Annotated in this window: 16 protein-coding genes, 1 tRNA gene and 1 pseudogene; 15 read left to right on the forward strand and 3 right to left on the reverse strand. The window is 73.0% G+C overall.

The window, feature by feature from the left end:
• Window positions 1-39: 39 nt before the first annotated feature.
• From CJ226_RS08490 to CJ226_RS08500, 3 genes are read left to right on the forward strand one after another with little or no spacing between them, the layout of a single operon-like run.
• Entirely contained in the window at window positions 40-1200 is a 1161-nt protein-coding gene (locus tag CJ226_RS08490; RefSeq protein ID WP_102208898.1) for a cystathionine gamma-synthase, read from the forward strand.
• Between the two features lie 47 nt (window positions 1201-1247).
• Window positions 1248-1889 carry a phosphatase PAP2 family protein gene (locus tag CJ226_RS08495; RefSeq protein WP_257996595.1) on the forward strand — a complete coding sequence of 214 codons (642 nt, stop codon included), beginning with the start codon at window positions 1248-1250 and terminating at the stop codon, window positions 1887-1889.
• Between the two features lie 18 nt (window positions 1890-1907).
• Window positions 1908-2510, forward strand: a complete 603-nt coding sequence (locus tag CJ226_RS08500) for a GNAT family N-acetyltransferase (protein WP_180964574.1) — start codon at window positions 1908-1910, stop codon at window positions 2508-2510.
• A 52-nt stretch (window positions 2511-2562) separates the two neighbouring features.
• Here the strand turns inward: CJ226_RS08500 and CJ226_RS08505 are convergent.
• A tRNA-Ser gene (locus tag CJ226_RS08505) sits at window positions 2563-2650 on the reverse strand.
• Between the two features lie 165 nt (window positions 2651-2815).
• On the opposite strand from CJ226_RS08505, the gene mpaB reads away from it, so the two are divergent.
• From mpaB to CJ226_RS08550, 12 genes and pseudogenes are all read left to right on the forward strand, one after another.
• Window positions 2816-3883 (forward strand): daptide biosynthesis RiPP recognition protein, encoded by a 1068-nt coding sequence (gene mpaB, locus CJ226_RS08510; RefSeq protein WP_102208900.1) that lies wholly within the window; start codon window positions 2816-2818, stop codon window positions 3881-3883.
• Window positions 3880-5139: a daptide-type RiPP biosynthesis aminotransferase gene (gene mpaD, locus CJ226_RS08515; protein ID WP_062636169.1), complete on the forward strand. Its 1260-nt coding sequence runs from the start codon at window positions 3880-3882 to the stop codon at window positions 5137-5139. The genes mpaB and mpaD overlap by 4 nt, the downstream gene beginning before the upstream one ends.
• A 59-nt stretch (window positions 5140-5198) precedes the next feature.
• Window positions 5199-6239 (forward strand): annotated as a pseudogene (gene mpaC / locus CJ226_RS08520) (daptide-type RiPP biosynthesis dehydogenase); the annotation flags it as partial.
• A 121-nt stretch (window positions 6240-6360) separates the two neighbouring features.
• A complete protein-coding gene (gene mpaA1 / locus CJ226_RS18650; protein ID WP_374209022.1) occupies window positions 6361-6447 on the forward strand; it encodes an MpaA1 family daptide-type RiPP in 87 nt (28 codons plus the stop codon).
• A gap of 43 nt (window positions 6448-6490) precedes the next feature.
• Window positions 6491-6616, forward strand: coding sequence for an MpaA2 family daptide-type RiPP (gene mpaA2, locus CJ226_RS18450; RefSeq protein ID WP_257721411.1), 126 nt, complete (start codon window positions 6491-6493; stop codon window positions 6614-6616).
• A 10-nt stretch (window positions 6617-6626) separates the two neighbouring features.
• Entirely contained in the window at window positions 6627-6746 is a 120-nt protein-coding gene (gene mpaA3 / locus CJ226_RS18595) for an MpaA3 family daptide-type RiPP (RefSeq protein WP_301178377.1), read from the forward strand.
• A 67-nt stretch (window positions 6747-6813) separates the two neighbouring features.
• Window positions 6814-7623, forward strand: a complete 810-nt coding sequence (gene mpaM / locus CJ226_RS08525) for a daptide-type RiPP biosynthesis methyltransferase (RefSeq protein WP_180964575.1) — start codon at window positions 6814-6816, stop codon at window positions 7621-7623.
• Window positions 7623-9308 (forward strand): daptide biosynthesis intramembrane metalloprotease, encoded by a 1686-nt coding sequence (mpaP, locus tag CJ226_RS08530; protein WP_102208901.1) that lies wholly within the window; start codon window positions 7623-7625, stop codon window positions 9306-9308. Before mpaM ends, mpaP begins: the two co-directional genes overlap by 1 nt.
• Window positions 9305-10027, forward strand: coding sequence for an ATP-binding cassette domain-containing protein (locus CJ226_RS08535; protein WP_102208902.1), 723 nt, complete (start codon window positions 9305-9307; stop codon window positions 10025-10027). Before mpaP ends, CJ226_RS08535 begins: the two co-directional genes overlap by 4 nt.
• Window positions 10024-10752: an ABC transporter permease gene (locus CJ226_RS08540; RefSeq protein ID WP_102208903.1), complete on the forward strand. Its 729-nt coding sequence runs from the start codon at window positions 10024-10026 to the stop codon at window positions 10750-10752. Before CJ226_RS08535 ends, CJ226_RS08540 begins: the two co-directional genes overlap by 4 nt.
• Window positions 10749-11480: a hypothetical protein gene (locus tag CJ226_RS08545; RefSeq protein WP_102208904.1), complete on the forward strand. Its 732-nt coding sequence runs from the start codon at window positions 10749-10751 to the stop codon at window positions 11478-11480. Before CJ226_RS08540 ends, CJ226_RS08545 begins: the two co-directional genes overlap by 4 nt.
• 29 nt (window positions 11481-11509) lie before the next feature.
• Window positions 11510-12418, forward strand: coding sequence for a rhodanese-related sulfurtransferase (locus CJ226_RS08550; protein WP_102208905.1), 909 nt, complete (start codon window positions 11510-11512; stop codon window positions 12416-12418).
• Between the two features lie 19 nt (window positions 12419-12437).
• Here the strand turns inward: CJ226_RS08550 and CJ226_RS08555 are convergent, their stop codons facing one another.
• Complete coding sequence (locus CJ226_RS08555) at window positions 12438-14735, reverse strand: DUF3488 and transglutaminase-like domain-containing protein (RefSeq protein ID WP_257996597.1); 2298 nt, start codon at window positions 14733-14735, stop codon at window positions 12438-12440.
• Window positions 14689-15879: a DUF58 domain-containing protein gene (locus CJ226_RS08560; protein ID WP_062636183.1), complete on the reverse strand. Its 1191-nt coding sequence runs from the start codon at window positions 15877-15879 to the stop codon at window positions 14689-14691. The genes CJ226_RS08555 and CJ226_RS08560 overlap by 47 nt, the downstream gene beginning before the upstream one ends.
• Between the last annotated feature and the right edge of the window lies 1 nt (window position 15880).

The following is a 15880-nucleotide window of genomic DNA, read 5'->3' on the forward strand; positions in this document are numbered from 1 at the left end:
GCCGGCACCCGTCGGAGGGCCCGGACGTAGGCTGAGGGCATGTCCGACCACGACCACGCCTTCGCCACCCGAGCCATCCACGCCGGACAGGCGCCCGACCCGATCACCGGGGCGATCATCCCGCCGATCTATCAGTCGTCGACGCACGTGCAGGACGGCATCGGCGGCTTCCGGGACGGCTACGAGTACAACCGTGCGGGCAACCCGACGCGCTCCTCGCTGGAGACGCAGCTCGCCGCTCTCGAGGGCGGAGTAGGGGCGCTGTCGTTCGCGTCCGGTCTCGCGGCCGAGGACGCGCTGCTGCGCGGCATCCTCACGCCCGGCGACCACGTGCTCCTCGGAAACGACGTCTACGGCGGCACCTACCGCCTGCTCACGAAGGTCCTCGCGCCCTGGGGGATCGACACGACCACGGTCGAGCTCTCCGACGTCGACGTGATCCGCGCGGCGATCCGTCCCGAGACGCGCATCGTGTGGCTGGAGACGCCGAGCAACCCGCTGCTGAAGGTCGTCGACATCGCGCTCATCGTCGAGGTGGCGCACGCGGCCGGTGCCCTCGTCGTGGTGGACAACACGTTCGCCTCGCCGGCTCTGCAGCAGCCGCTCGCGCTCGGCGCCGATCTCGTCGTGCACTCGACGACGAAGTACCTGGGCGGGCACTCCGACGTGCTGGGCGGCGCCGTCGTCTTCGGTGACGACCGTTTCGTCGAGGCCGTGAAGTTCCAGCAGTTCGCGGTGGGGGCGGTCTCCGCGCCTCTGGACGCCTGGCTGACGACCCGCGGTATCAAGACCCTCGCGGTGCGGGTGCGCCAGCACTCCGAGAACGCGCAGGCCATCGCCGAATGGGCCCAGGCGCGGCCGGAGTTCGCGCAGGTGTTCTATCCCGGCCTTCCGTCGCACCCCGGTCACGAGATCGCCGCGCGGCAGATGAGCGGCTTCGGTGGCATGCTGTCGCTCGGTCTCGCCGCGGGTGCGGACGCCGCCCGGGCCTTCGCCGAGAGCACGCGTGTGTTCCAGCTCGCCGAGTCGCTCGGCGGTGTGGAGTCGCTCATCGGCTACCCGCCGGAGATGACCCACGCGTCGGTCCGCGGTACGGAGCTCGCGGTGCCGGAGAACGTCGTGCGTCTCTCGGTCGGCATCGAGGACGTGGCCGACCTCATCGCGGATCTCGAGGAGGGTCTCGCCCGCATCGCCCGATGACCGGCACGGCGACCCGCGATCGCGGGGGTGTCCGTCACAATAGGACGATGAATCGACGGATGCTGCTGTGGTGGGGCGTCGCCTGCCTCCTCCTGGCCACTGCCCTCGGCGCTCTCGTCGTCTTCGTGTATCCGCAGACGCCGGGTTTCGACCAGTGGTGGAACGACACCATCGCCGCGGTCCGCGCGGACTGGATGCTGAGCTTCGCCCTCGCGCTGAACTGGATCGGCGGTGGCTGGGTCGCCATCCTCGCCGTGCCGCTGGCGACCATCGCCGTCCTGCTGCTCCTGCGCCGATGGCGGGGGGCGCTGTTCGCCGCGTTGTGCTTCCTCGTCAGCGCCGGTGCCGTCCAGCTCCTGAAGAACATCTTCGGCCGTGCCCGCCCGCACGACATGCTCGTCGTCAGCGATTACGGTTCCTTCCCGTCCGGTCACACCGCGAATGCGGCGACCATCGCCCTGGTGCTCTGGGTGCTCTTCCCGCGGGTCTGGGTGGCGATCGTGGGGGCGGCCTGGATCGTGCTCATGGCCCTGTCGCGCACCTTCCTGTCGGTGCACTGGGCCACGGACACGCTCGGCGGGGCGTTCGTCGGCGCCGGCGTCGTCCTCGTGCTCGCCGCCTGGCTGGTGCCGTGGGTGCGACGCGACGTCGAGGCGACCGCCCGCGCCGATAGGCTGAGCGGAACCTGACCCGTCCGAGGAGCCCCCGTGTCGCGCATCCGTCCCTACCGTCCGACCGATCGCGCGGCGATGTTCGAGATCTGCCTGCGGACGGCCGACGCCGGGGGAGACGCCACCGGGGTGCTGTCCGATGACGAGCTGTGGGGGAACCTCTTCGCGGTGCCGTACGTCGAGCGGCACCCGGACCTCGCCTGGGTCGTGGAGGCGGAGGACGGGCGCACCATCGGCTACATCGTCGCCACCGACGACACCGACGCCTTCTACGCCTGGTTCCGCGACGAGTGGTGGCCGGGCCTGCACGCGCGCTATCCGCGATCGGCGGACCCGCAGACGCGCGAGGAGAAGCTGATCGAGTACGGCTACACCAGAGAGCCGGGTGTCGAGCCGCATGCCGCCGAGTACCCGGCGCATCTGCACATCGACCTGCTGCCGGAGACCCAGGGGCAGGGACTCGGTCGCGGTCTCATGGAGACGCTCTTCGCCGAGCTGCGCCGGCGCGGTGTGCCCGCGCTGCACCTCGGTATGGATCCGGCGAACGGCGGCGCGGCCGCGTTCTACGAGCGGCTCGGCATGATCGTGCTCCCGTCCGCGCCCGGTGGTCTGACGTACGGGGTGCGCTTCGACGGCTGACGCCGCCCGAAACGAGAGAAGACCTCCGCGATGCGGAGGTCTTCTTCGTCTGTGGCGGTGACGGCGGGATTCGAACCCGCGGTTGCTTGCACAACACACGCTTTCCAAGCGTGCTCCTTCGGCCGCTCGGACACGTCACCAGGGAACAACCTGTCCATCCTATCCGATGTCCCGGGGGCCTCGTGACATACCGGCGATCCAAGCCTGCGGTCGCGAAAGCTGTTATATTGCACCTCGTCAGAGGGCTAGATATCTTCATATGAAGACGCAACCGCGTCAGACGGATCCGGTTCTCTGGGGGGATCATGGGGACGAGTGCGACGACGGCACGGCAGGACGACGGGTCGACGGGCGCGGACCCGCTCCTCGGGCCGCACGCCCTGCGGGCGTGGGTCACGGGCGGGCATGCGGCACGCGGTCGCGTGTTCCTGCGCGAGGCGGAGACCGGCGCTGAGGCCCTTGCGGCTGCGGCCGACCCCGAGGACGTGATCCTCGAGCCCGCAGGATCGCTGCCTCGGCCGGGGGCGGCGCGGGTCGTCGGCTACGGAGGACGGCTCGCCGACCTCGGCGACGAGCTCTTCCTGGGGGAGCGCGGCGTCGAGCTCCAGGACTACATCGCGGCCTCCTTCGTCCAGATCGTCGGACCGACGGCCATGCGCTTCTTCGACGAGGCGAGCTGGCGTGCCTTCCTCGACGACGCCGACCTCGCTCGCGGGACCGGGGTCTTCGCCGCCGCGATGCTCGACCCCCGAGTGCTGCTCGCGGACCGCTCCGCTCTCGCACGACCGGATGAGGTGGAGGGTCCGCGCGCCCTCCGCATCGACGCGGACGGCGTGGTGCATCTCGGACTGCAGGGGGAGGCGATCGGCCACGTGGACGACCTCCCCGCCGCCCTCGGGAAGGCCCTGCCCCTGGCGTCGGCGCTGGGGGGCGTGCCCGGCTCGGCAGACCTCATCGTCGAGCTCGACCGCCGGCCGTGGCTCCGCCGGTACCTCGACGCGGCCGATCTCCGGACCATGCTCCGCCTGCCGAACGGCGCCGCTCGGATCGCGGGCTTCGGGTGGGCGCTCCTCGACGACGACCTCGCGGATGCGGAGCCCCCGACCGACGACCCGTTCCTGCTCGACACCGCCGAGGGGTTCCTGCTCGCCGATGTCCGGACGCTCCGCCGGCACCTCCTGTCCCCGCTGACCGCTGCGGTGGTCGACGCGATCCAGACCTCGAGCACACGCGGGCGGGCGGCGGCGCGCGTGGCCCGCGCCTGCGGAGTGCCCGATGCCCACGCGCGGCAGCTGTGTCTGGAGGCGCTCGCCGCGCTCGGCGTCCACCTCGGTGCGCGGACCGAGGACGCCGCGGGGGGAGGAGCGCGATGAGCGCACCGCACGCGCTGTGGACGTCGATGCTCCCCGCCGACACCGCCTTCCCTCCGGATCGGGTGGCGGTCGGCGCCTCCGGGCATCGGATCTTCTACGCCGACGGCTCCGACCGCCTCTGCGCGACCAGCGGCCTGTGGAACGTGCCCCTCGGCTTCGGCAACCCGGCGGTGACCGAGGCCGTGAGCAGGGCGACGCGCGACGCCTCCTACCTCTCGCTGTTCCGCGCCCCGCACCGGTACGCCGAGGACGCCGCCGATGCCCTCGTCGCCCTCGCGGGTTCCGACCGCTACCGGCGGGTGATCTTCTCCACCTCCGGCGGGGCGGCCAACGACGCCGCCATGAAGCTCGCCCGGCAGTACTGGGCGCAGCAGGGCGCCGGCTCGCGGTCGCTCGTCGTGGGCCTGCGCGGCAGCTATCACGGCACGATGTACGGCAGCCACGTGCTGAGCGGCGACGACCTGCTGCAGTCGGTCTACGGCGTCGACAGGCGCACGGTGCGGCACGTGTCGCACGCCGACGACGGGGCGGAGCTCGAAGCGCTGCTGGAGCGTGAAGGCTCCCGCGTCGCCTCCGTCGTCGTGGAGCCCGTCCTCGGCAGCGGCGCCCACGCGCTGTCCGCCGCCTTCGTCCGTCGTCTCCTGGAGCTGAGGGAGCGGCACGGGTTCCTGCTGGTGGCAGACGAGGTGGCGACCGGCTTCGGTCGCACGGGCGCGATGTTCGCGACCGACCGCTGGGCGGCCGCACCGGACGTCCTCCTCGTGTCGAAGGCGCTGACGAACGGGGCGATGGGAGCGGCGGCGCTCCTCGTCGGCGACCGCATCTCGACGGCGTTCGCCCGCGGCGGATGGACGTTCGTGCACGGGGAGACGCAGGCGGGCACGCCGGCCTGCGCGGCCGCGGTCCTCGCCGTGATCGACGAGCTCCGCCGCATCGACGTCGAGGCGACCACGCAGGCCCTGGCGTCGACGCTGCACCGCCTCGCGCGGACCTGGCAGGAGGACGGGATCGTCACCGACGTCACCGGCAGCGGCTGCTTCGTCGGGGTGGGGCTCCGTCGCCCGGACGGGTCCGCGCTCTCCGGGACCGACGTCCTGGACGTGGTGTCCGCCATCGCGGACAGCGGCGTCGTGGTGCACCCCGGTCCGAGCTCCTTCCAGCTCATCCCCGGCTACGGATTCACTCCGGCGGAGGTGGCCGAGACCGACCGAGCCGTGCGAGGCGGCCTGGCACGGGTGCGGGAGGCGGCGGCATGACCGTGCCGTTCACCGCACGCGTCCCCACGCTGTGGCATGGGCCGCGCGCACGAGAGACGATGGCGGGTCTGACGGCCGGACGCGACACGCTGGTGATCGCCGACGCCGCCGTCGCACACACCCTTCCCGCCGCGCAGCCGGGCCGGACGATGACGGTGGACGCCTCGGGAGTGGACGAGCTCGGCGTCGTCCTGATCGCCGAGGAGCTCGTCCGACGACCGCCCGAGGTCATCGTGGCCGTCGGCGGCGGTAGCGTCCTCGATGCGAGCAAGATCGCGGCACTCGCGCTCAGCCCCGGACGCCTTCTGGACTTCGCCCTGCGGCACGCGGCGACCTCGGCGCTCACGATCCTGCCCGACGCGCCGCCGCCGGTCGACATCGTCGCGATGCCGACGACGCTCGGCACGTCGTCGGAGACGAACAGCGTCGCCATCCTCCGGAGTCGCCGCGGAGCCCGGCTCCTCGTCGGTCGCTCACTGCGTCCGCGCCACGCCGTCCTCGATGCCGACCAGCTCGCCACGCTCACCCCCGCGGCCGTCCAGGAGGGAGCGCTGGAGGCGTTCCTCCGGGTGGCCGGCGCCTCGACGAGCCCGCGGACGGCGCGGGCCGACCGCGACGCGCGGCTCCTCGGCCGGGCGCTGCTCGAAGCGGCTTCGGCCGACGTGATGTCGACGACGGGACGACTGCGCCTCGCGCGGCTCAGCGCCGCGACCCAGCGCACGGCCGCCCTCCGCGGCCCCGATCCGTACAGCGCCCGCCACTGGTACCTCGCGAACGAGGTCGCCTTCCATCTCGGCGTCCGCAAGATGCCGGCCACGGCAGCGGTCATCGCCGCCGTCTGGCGGCGGATCGGTGCGGGCGATCCGCGCTGGGGCGACCGCGCCAGCCTCGACGCCTTCTGGGCCGGTGTCGCGGCGGGGACTGCGCTGCCTCGTGACCCGGCCGCCGGCATCGCCGCCGTCGTCGATCAAGGAGGGCTCCCGTCACCGCCGCGCCCGAGCGCACGGGAGATCGATCGGATCGCCGCCGCCGTGGAGACGGCGTGGGGAGATCACCGCCCCATGCTGCGCGGAATCCACGCCGCGGACGTCCGCGCTGTGCTCCACGAGTCCCGGTGGAGCCCGTCCTCGGTCGGCGCTCGCCGGCCCGAGCAGCGGAGAGGAGGTGACGGGAATGAACGAAAGCACGGAGACGAGCATCCGGTTCCAGGAGCTCGACCCGATGGAGGCGCCCAGCTGGGACAGCTTCTACCAGGGTGTGATCGGCGCGCTGGTGCTCATCGGAATCGGTGCGGCAGCCGCCACGTGATGCCGTCCGGCAGCACCCGATCGGAGAAAGGAAGGAGGGACGCATGACCGCAGCACTGCCGGCGCTCGAGTTCACCGAACTCGAGGCCATGGACGCGCCGGGCGATGCCGATGACTACATCCGCGGCTTCGCCGTGGGCGTGATCATCGGAATTCTTGCTCTGACCTAGGAGGTGCACTGTGCAGTCCACGTCGCTGGAGTTCCTGGAACTCGAACAGATCGACACCCCGCTCGAGTGGTGGGAGCACGCGAGCTACATCATCGCGATCATCGGCGGAGCCGCCGCCATCGCGACCTGACAGCGGGTGCGGGCGGAATCGTCCGCCCGCACCCCCGACCATCCAGCCGAGGAGAGGCGATGCACGGATGACGTCCCTGATCACCGAGACCGTGGCGGCACGGCTCGACCTCGTCGGCGCGACCGCCAGGGCACAGGACCTGTACGCCGGAGCCGGCACCGAGTTCTACGACCGGCTCGTCGGCCCGGACCGGGCGGAGATCCGCGAGGTCCTGGCGCTCGCGCGCACGGCCCCCGGACCCGTCCTCGACCTCGCCGCGGGAAGCGGACGGCTGACGATCCCGCTCGCACGCTCCGGGCATCACGTCACGGCGGTGGATCTCTCCGCGGACATGCTCGCGCGTCTCCGCGGCGCCGTGCCGCACGGGGCGACCGTCGAGTGCGTCGTGGCGGACATGCGCGACCTCGCGCTCGGCGAGCACTTCGGCCTCGTCGTCCTCGGGGCGACCTCCATCACGCTGCTCGACCGCGAAGACCGGGCGCGTCTCTACGCGGGCGTTCGACGTCATCTGGCCTCCGCCGGCGTCTTCGCCCTCACCATCGCGGACGGGGCGTCGGCGGACACTCTCGCACTCCCGACCGACCGCGAGATCACGGTCCCCGGCAGCGCCGGAGACGAGCCCTACCTCTTCGCGCAGCAGATCGAGGACGACGGTGCCGTGCGGCTGGTCAACTGGGTCCGCCTCGCGGACATCGCCCCGCGCGCGGAGGTTCCGGTCCTCACGAGTCGCCTGCACGTGCTGAACCCCCGACTCCTCGCCGACGAGCTCATCGAAGCCGGTTTCGCGGTGCCCGAGACGTCTCCGGTGCGGACGCCCGTCGGCGTGGAGATCCTCCTCCTCACCACCACCCGCGCCGAGGATGGGAGGGCGGGGTGATGACGACGGCAGAGCCACGAGCCGTGCGGCGACGTCGCGGACGAGGGCGGGACGCCCTCACCGCCGACTCGTGCCCGACCCTGGCCGCCGGCGTCGCGTTCGAGCCGACGGCGGAGGGCTCCGGGTGGCTCGCCACCGTCCAGGGCGTGCCGTCGGCGCGGCTGTCCCGACCGGTCGTCGACCTGCTGACGGCGATGGACGGCCGCACCGCGGTCTCCGCGCTGCGCGCCCGTTTCGCGGCGGGGGAGACCGACGAGAGCGTGCTGCGACTGATGGAGCGCTTCCGCGACAACGGGCTCCTGGACGGGGGTGCGTCCCGGCTGCCCGGCCGTGTCACGTATCGGCCGCCGTTCACCGTGCAGTTCGCGACCCTCCGCGCGTCCGCGCTCTTCGCACGGCTCGACCGTCTGGTCGTGCCCGTACCGCGTCGTGCAGTCCTCGCGCTCGTCGCCGCGGTGGTCGCGGCCGGGACCGTCGGCGCGGCCCTGCACCTCGGCGAGCTGGGTGCCGTGCTCGCTCGTCCCGTGCCGCTCGCCGGCTTCGCGCTCGTCGTCGTGGCGCTCGGGCTCGCGACCCTGGTCCACGAGACCGCGCACGGGCTCACCCTCACCCGGCTGGGAGGCCGGCCGCGGCGCGCCGGGTTCATGCTCCTGTACCTCGCGCCCGCCTTCTTCGTCGATGTCACGGACGGCTGGCGGCTCCCCGACCGCCGGCATCGTGTGGCGATCGCCCTGGCCGGCCCCGCCGTCCACGCCACGGTGGCGGCGGTGGCGATGCTCGCCGCTCTCGCCCTGCCGTCGTCGGCGGCCCGCGAGACACTGCTGCTCCTCGCGATCTCCTGCACGGTCGTCGTGTTCGTGAACCTGATCCCCTTCGTGCGCTTCGACGGGTACCTCGCCCTGATGAGCGCCCTGGACGAGCCGAATCTCCGGAGGAGGTCGATCCGCGACGGCGCGGGCTTCCTCGCCCGCTTCGTGTTCGGGGCGCCGCGGCAGCCGCGGGCGCTGAAGCGGTGGTGGAGCGTGCCGTTCGGTCTCTGCTGCCTGGCGGCCCCGGTCGTCATGGTGCTGTTCGCGGTCGTCCGGACGGCGCAGCTGCTCGCCGGCGGCGGCCCGGCGGCGAGCCTCTTCGTGCTCGCTCTGGAGGCCGTCGTGGTCGTGGCGGGCATCGTCCTCCTGGTGCGCGCTCTGCTCCGGGTGTGGCGCGCCGGTGCCTCGCGGTTCCGCCTCGTCGGCGTGACCGCCGCGCTCGCGGGCGGAATCGTGGCCGCCGGCATGCTCATCCCGGTCCCGACGGCCGCGGTGCTGGGGTTCTCCGTGGACGACGACCGGGTGGTCCTGGTGCAGGGCGGACGGGATCCCGGTACCCGCATCCCGGACGGCGCTCCGGTCATCCTGTCGACGCGGGGCATCCTCGCCAACGAGTACCGCGGCGAGGGGACGATCAGGACCCGCCCTGCGACGGAGATCGAGGTGCCGATCGCGGCGCTCTTCCCGGTCAGGGCACCCGGGGCATCGGTCCCGGCGACGGCCGTGGCGGAGGTGGAGGTGTCAGGGGAGCGCAGCGCCCTCCCGGCAGCGGGACAGGCGCGCGTGGAGCTCGGCACGGCGCCGCTCTGGCAGGCGCTCTGGGCGGCGGTCGCGTCGCCGCTGGCAGCTCTCACGAGCGAGGAGGAGAGAGGATGACCATGAATCAGCACGCCATCGAGGTACGCGGCCTCACGAAGAGGTTCGGACGCCGCACCGCTGTCGAGGATCTGTCGTTCGCGGTGCCCCGCGGGGCGATCGTCGGGCTTCTCGGCCCGAACGGCGCGGGAAAGTCGACGACGCTGCGCGCGATCGTCGGTCTCGTGCGGCCGACCGCCGGAGAGGCCGTGATCGACGGGGCGCCGTTCGGGGCGCTGGACAACCCGGCCGCGCACGTCGGCGTCCACATGGACGGGTTCGGCTTCGAGCCCGGCATCTCCGGGCGACGGCACCTGGAGATCTGCCGACTCGCAGCCGGTGCGCCCCGCGGCCGCGTCGACGAGGTGCTGGACGAGGTGGGCCTCGCCGCCGATGCGCGCCGTCGTGTGAAGACCTACTCGACGGGCATGGCGCAGCGGCTGGGCCTGGCCGCGGCATTGATCGGTGCGCCGCGGACGCTCATCCTCGACGAGCCGGCCAACGGTCTCGACCCCGACGGCATCCGCTGGCTGCGCCGGTTCCTCCGCGGCTTCGCCGAACGCGGCGGCACGGTGCTCGTCTCCAGTCATCAGCTCTCCGAGCTCGAGCAGGTCGTGGACGAGGTGGTCGTCATCAAACGGCGCGCGCTCTTCGCCGGGAGGCTGGACGACCTCGTCACGGGCAGGGCCGACTCGCTCGAGAGCCGGTACTTCGACCTCGTCGAAGGAGCCCCCGCGTGAGCGGCGTGATCCGCGGCGAACTGCTGCGCGCGGTGAGCGGGCTGTCGATCCTGGCCGTGTACCTCGTCGCGGTCCTCATGCCGGCCTTCGTGCTCTTCTCCGACGGCTCCCGTCTCGCGGTCGACGGCCTCGACGCGGGCGCGGCGACGGCCCGGCTGCTGGAGCCGCTCGCGTGGTCGGTCATCTCGGCGGCGTTCGTCGGCGCGTACCCGGTGACGCGGGAGTACTACTACGGCTCCATGGACCGGACGCTCACGGCGGTCGGGTTCCGTCGCGCCTTCCCGGGGAAGCTGGTCGCCGGCGTCGTCATCGCCCTCGGGCTGGCCGTGATCGTCATCCTGCTGTGGACGCTCGGCATCTCCGTCTTCCTCGCCCGGCACGGGCTCAGCCTCGTGTTCACGGCGGAGGCAGGGCGCATCGTCGCGGGGGCTCTGGGCGGCGTGGTCCTCGGCGCCCTCATCGGCGGAGCGATCGGCTGGATCACCCGGAACTACTACGCGACGGCGATCATCGTGCTCGTCTTCCCGATGGCGCTGGAGTTCGCCATGCTCCGGACGGCGCCGGAGATCGCGCGCTTCTCTCCCGGCATGGCCATCGCGGCGCTGAGCGTGCCGGAGTACCAGGGCCGACTGCTCGCCTTCGCGCCCGCCCTCGCCATCGGGACGGCGTGGGCGGTCGGCCTGGTCGCGCTCGCCGCCGTCCGGGGACGCCGGAGCGTCGCGTGATCGGTCGAGCGTTGCGGGCGCAGGCGCGGGGCGCGGCCGGGGACGTCGTCCTCCTCGGGGTCGCGCTGGCGGCCTTCCTGCTGTCCCTCTCCCTGGCGACGAGCATTCCGGCGGAGCTCGCCGAGGCCCCGTCGGCGGCCCGGGAGGAGCTCGTCGCCCCGTTCGACGCCGTGCTCGCGACCTACGCCGGCATCTTCGCGGCCGTCTACGGCTCCTTCCGCTACACGATCGACCGGCGGGACGGCGTCGTCGCGCAGCGGCTGATGCTGGAGTCCCGGTGGGCGATGCTCGTCGTCCGCGTGCCCGCCGCGGCGCTGGGCGGCGCGGTCGTGGCGGTCGCCGCCGTGGTCGGCGGACACATGGCGCTTCTCGTCACCCTGGGTGGCGTCCCCGTGCACGCGTCGGCCGTCGCGTCGGCTGTCGCCCTCGGTGCGGCCGCGGCGCTGTGGGGTCTGGGGATCGGGATCGTCGTGCAGGCGCATCTCGCGGCGCTCTTCGCCGCCGTCCTCTCGATGGGGGTGGGCCTCCTCGTGGCGATGTTCTGGAGCGCCGGCGCCGTCTATCTGCCGCTCCCCGCCCTGCTCGACGCCTTCCGGTTCGACGTGGCCGGCTTGGGCATTCCCGCGGGAGAGGGGCTCGGGCCGGCGGCGGTGCCGATCGCGGCGGGCTGGATCCTGCTCGCGGTCGGGGCGGGAGCGGCGGTGTTCCTGCGGCGGGACGTGAGCTAGCGCGACGGGAGGCGACGTAGGATTCCTGGGTGGCCACCCCCAAGATCGTCCTCTTCTACGCGTTCACCCCGCTCGCCGATCCGGAGGCCATCCGCGTCTGGCAGCGTGACCTCGGCGAGGCGCTGGGGCTGCGCGGACGGCTGCTGATCTCGTCGCACGGCGTCAACGGCACTCTGGGCGGGGACCTGCCGGCTCTGAAGAAGTGGGCGCGCTCGTTCCGCTCCTACGCCCCTTTCCGGGACACGGACATCAAATGGAGCGAGGGCACCGGACTGGACGAGGCGGGCCGCAGCCTCGATTTCCCGAAGCTGAGCGTGAAGGTGCGCGACGAGATCGTGTCGTTCGGCGCCCCGGATGAGCTGCGGGTCGACGCGCACGGCGTCGTCGGCGGAGGGGCGCGGCTCACCCCCGACGGGCTGCACGCCCTGGTCGCCGAGCGCGGGGACGAGGTCGTGTTCTTCGACGGCCGGAACGCGCTCGAGGCGGAGATCGGACGCTTCCGCGGCGCCGTCGTGCCGGATACCGAGACCACCAGGGACTTCGTGCGTCTGCTCGACTCCGGCGTGTACGACGATCTGAAGGGCAAGCCCGTCGTCACCTACTGCACCGGGGGCATCCGCTGCGAGGTGCTGTCGAGCCTCATGGTGTCCCGTGGCTTCGGCGAGGTCTACCAGCTCGAGGGCGGGATCGTCCGCTATGGCGAGACCTATGGCGACGACGGCCTCTGGGACGGATCCCTCTACGTCTTCGACGGGCGCGGATCCGTCGACTTCTCGGACCACGCGCGGGTGATCGGCGTCTGCGCGGGATGCGGGGCGGCGACGAAGCGCACCGCGAACTGCCCCGACCCCTCCTGCCGGGCACAGTTCGTCGTCTGCGCGGACTGCGATGCGGTCGCCTGCCCGACGCACGCCGCAGCGTCCGCCGCGCAACCTTGACCGCGGCGCCTGCCGCCCGTCAGACCAGGAGCCGGGAGTCGGAACCCCGCGGCGCATAGAGCGACCGCGGCAACAGCAGCGCCTCGGCCCGAGTCCCTCCGGCGACGTGCGCGCGGAGGCTGACGAGCACGGCCCGAAGGGGGACGGCGAGGTCGTCGGCAGCGGCGGACGCGCGCGCGTAGTTCGCGCGCTCCACCGCCATGACCAACCGGCCCAACGCGGTCTTGTCGGCACCGGCCTCCCTGACGAGTCCGGCGGCACGCATCCGCGGGCTCTCCGCGTCCGAGACGGGGATCCGGAGGTCGATCAGGGTGTCGCGCAGCTCCGCCCATGCTGCGGCGGCGTCTCCCCGTGCCGCACGGCGCATCCGGAGGCGCCGCTCGAGGAGCCGGACGACAGCGGGCAGGAGGAGCACGATCACGACACCGAGCGTCGTGAGGAGGACCGGCGTGGGGTCGAGCCGGCGCAGCTCCCCGGAGTCCGTCGAGCCGGCATCCGCATCCCTCCGGTCGACCTCCGGGCCGGAGGTCTCCTCGGTCTGCGGAGCCGTCGTGGGCGCGGGGGCCGCCGGGCCGCTGCTGCTTCCGCCCCCGGTGGCGCCGGCGCGGAAGGCCGTGGGGACGCCGAGCGAGGCCGTCGGCTCGAACGGCACCCAGCCGATACCGGGGAACAGCACCTCGGGCCAGGAGTGCAGCTGATCGCTCGACACCGAGAAGATCGACTCGTCACCACGCTTCTCGTCGGTGCGGGAGCCGGGGAGGTACCCGACGACGATCCGCACCTGCATACCCAGGCTCTCGGCCATGAGCGCGAAGGAGCCGGCGAAATGCACGCAGTACCCTGATCGCTCTTCGAGGAATCGCGCCACCGCGTCGGCGCCGGTGCCGTCGAAGCCCTCGTCGACCGGCGTCTCCAGCGAGTACTCGAACTGCGACCGGAACCAGTTCTGCAGTGCGACGAGACGGTCGTAGTCGGTCTCCTCGTCCGCGGTCACCTCGGCCGCGAGCTCGGGGATGATGGCGGGGAGCTCCACCTCCTCGTCCTCGTCGGTCTCCCGGGGTGGGGCCGCCTCCGTCGCACGGATCTGCTCCAGTGTCGGCGTCACGCGGACGGAGGTCACCGTGTAGTCATTGCCGACCGCGTCGGCGCGGCGGGAGAACAGCGTGCGGTTCTCGGGCGAGACGCGCCACGCGGCGCTGAGCCCCTGCACGTCGGTGGCCGGATACGGCAGGGGGAGCCAGGAGCTCGACATCCGCAGCACCCGGATGGAGGTCGTCTGCTCGGCGGCGGTGACGTCCGCGCTCCACTCCGGGTCACCGAACCCGTCCACCTGGGACTGCAGGTCGCCGCGGTCGGGCTGCCAGACGCGGCCGTCGAACCGGGAGAGCGTCGTGAGGCGGAGGTAGGGAGCGGCATCCGCCTCGGTGGCCACCGTCAGCACCTCGACCGGACTCGGCTGCCGCAGGTCATCGCCCAGACGCAGGGAGGCGTCGACCGTGACGCCGACCCCGGTCCCGGCGATGCTGGACGCGACCGGGAGCAGCGGGGCCACGAGGAGCGTGGTCGCGATGGCGGCCGCGCCGACGGAGACGGCGACACCCGCCGAGGCGCGGCGCGGGGACCCGGGGTGCCGTCGCGCCGTGACCCGGAACAGGAGGAGGGCGACGACCGCCGCGACGGCGAACCAGGCGACGTTCGGCGGCCCCAGCGTGACGATCATGGGCACTGCGCCCACGGCACCCAGCAGGACGGTGGCGAGGACGGCGGCCCGGTGGGCGAGGAGGTGGTCGAGCAGGATCGCGACGATGGCGAAGCCCGCACCCAGGGCGGCCGCGAGCCCGGGGGAGGCCTCCAGCGGGGCCGAGCCGAACACGATCTCCTGGACTGCGGCGGCGCCGAGAGCCTGGAACAGTGTGAGCGTGTCGGACGTCGGCACCACTCCCGCGACGGCGGTCTCACCGGCGAGGAGCAGCGTGAGGAGGCCGACGGCCACGAGGAGCTGCGCGAGAAGCGCGACCAGCCCGACGACGGTCGCAGGACGCTCGCGCAGCAGATGCCGCACGAGCATGCCGACACCGATCACCGCGACGACGACGAGGGCCACGACGAACGACCAGGCACCCGGCTCGATGACAGACGTGAAGGGCCACAGCGCGGTGAGCGCGGCGAGGGCCGCGAGGGCACCGAGGGGGAGGATCCCGGCCGGCTCCTCCCGATCGCGGTGCCAGCGCGGGCGCGTGTCGGCGGGCACGGCGGCGGGCCGCGGCCGCTCAGCCCGGAACATCGACGGCTCCCGTCCGCGCAGAGAGCGCGTCATCCCAAGCCTCAGCGACGTCGGTACCCAGTCGCGCCACGGTCCAGCCGTGCTGTCGGGCGGTCTCCTCGGCGCCCGGCAGCGGGTCGGTGCTGAAGAGGAGCGGTGCGGCGGCGCCGGCGGGGCGGAGCAGCGCGGCGTCCTCCTCGTCCAGTCGCCCGGTCACGTAGACGAGCGGTCCGGGCGGTGTCCCGCCGACCAGGGCGACGAGGTCGCGGCGCTCGCCGCGCGGCGTGACCATCGCCAGCGCGACGAGCAGGCCGTCCCGGTCGTCCTCGTGTCCGCGGAGGGCACCGAGGAGCGTGCCCGCGCTGTCCAGGACGTCGACGCTGTATCCCTCGGCGGCGAGATGGAGGGCGGCGGAGGCACAGAGGGAGACCGCGGCCTCGAACGTCGGATCGATCTCGTCGGCGCTCGCGGTCCATCCGCTGCCCGAGCGGTCGAGCACGACGACGGCGTCCGGGCTCGACTCCTCCTCCTCCTGCCGGACCATGAGCTCTCCGCGGTGCGCGGTCGCCCTCCAGTGGATGCGGCGCATCGAGTCGCCGGGCGCGTAGCCGCGGGGCGAGAGGTTGTCGCTGCCCTGGCCGAGTCGGGTGGAGGAGGTGTGCGCCGTGCCGCCCGCCGCGCCGATGCGGACGGTGAGCGGGGTCAGCGCGAAGACCTCCGGGACCACCGTGATCGTCCGCGTGTCGCCGAACGCCTGCTCCCGCTGCGCCAGGCCGAACGGATCGACGGTGCGCAGCAGGAGCGGCCCCAGGGGCCAGACGCCGCGACGGACGCCGGTGACGAGGTAGCTGAGCTGCGGGGTGTCGGCCGGGTACTCGCCTCCCGAGTCGCCGGTGACGGCGGAGGGGAGGACATCGTGCCACAGTCCGTGCGGCACCCGGAGGGCCCGGAGCGTGAAGCGGACCGTCACGCGCGAGGTCTCCGAGACCGTGAGGAGGTCGGTCGAGATCTGCCGGGTGACCGTTCCGGAGCGGCGGGGGAGGCGGACGGCGAGAGCCGCGAACAGCGTGAGGGCGGCCAGCAGGACCCCGAGGTACAGCAGGATCCGCGCGCCGAGGATGTTGGCCGCGATCACGCATCCGAGCGCGGCGATGAGCGCACCGGTGCCGCGCGGCGTGAGCAGTCGACGTCGGCGCATG

Source organism: Microbacterium sp. UMB0228 (assembly GCF_002871415.1).
Classification (GTDB): Bacteria; Actinomycetota; Actinomycetes; order Actinomycetales; family Microbacteriaceae; genus Microbacterium.

Excerpts from the sequence above, each read along its gene's own strand:
- CJ226_RS08490 (WP_102208898.1), top strand. The coding sequence starts at position 40 with ATGTCCGACCACGACCACGCCTTCGCCACCCGAGCCATCCACGCCGGA.
- CJ226_RS08495 (WP_257996595.1), top strand. The coding sequence starts at position 1,248 with ATGAATCGACGGATGCTGCTGTGGTGGGGCGTCGCCTGCCTCCTCCTG.
- mpaB (WP_102208900.1), top strand. The coding sequence starts at position 2,816 with ATGGGGACGAGTGCGACGACGGCACGGCAGGACGACGGGTCGACGGGC.
- mpaD (WP_062636169.1), top strand. The coding sequence starts at position 3,880 with ATGAGCGCACCGCACGCGCTGTGGACGTCGATGCTCCCCGCCGACACC.
- mpaA1 (WP_374209022.1), top strand. The coding sequence starts at position 6,361 with ATGGAGGCGCCCAGCTGGGACAGCTTCTACCAGGGTGTGATCGGCGCG.
- mpaA2 (WP_257721411.1), top strand. The coding sequence starts at position 6,491 with ATGACCGCAGCACTGCCGGCGCTCGAGTTCACCGAACTCGAGGCCATG.
- mpaM (WP_180964575.1), top strand. The coding sequence starts at position 6,814 with ATGACGTCCCTGATCACCGAGACCGTGGCGGCACGGCTCGACCTCGTC.
- mpaP (WP_102208901.1), top strand. The coding sequence starts at position 7,623 with ATGACGACGGCAGAGCCACGAGCCGTGCGGCGACGTCGCGGACGAGGG.
- CJ226_RS08535 (WP_102208902.1), top strand. The coding sequence starts at position 9,305 with ATGACCATGAATCAGCACGCCATCGAGGTACGCGGCCTCACGAAGAGG.
- CJ226_RS08555 (WP_257996597.1), bottom strand. The coding sequence starts at position 14,735 with ATGACGCGCTCTCTGCGCGGACGGGAGCCGTCGATGTTCCGGGCTGAG.
- CJ226_RS08560 (WP_062636183.1), bottom strand. The coding sequence starts at position 15,879 with ATGCGCCGACGTCGACTGCTCACGCCGCGCGGCACCGGTGCGCTCATC.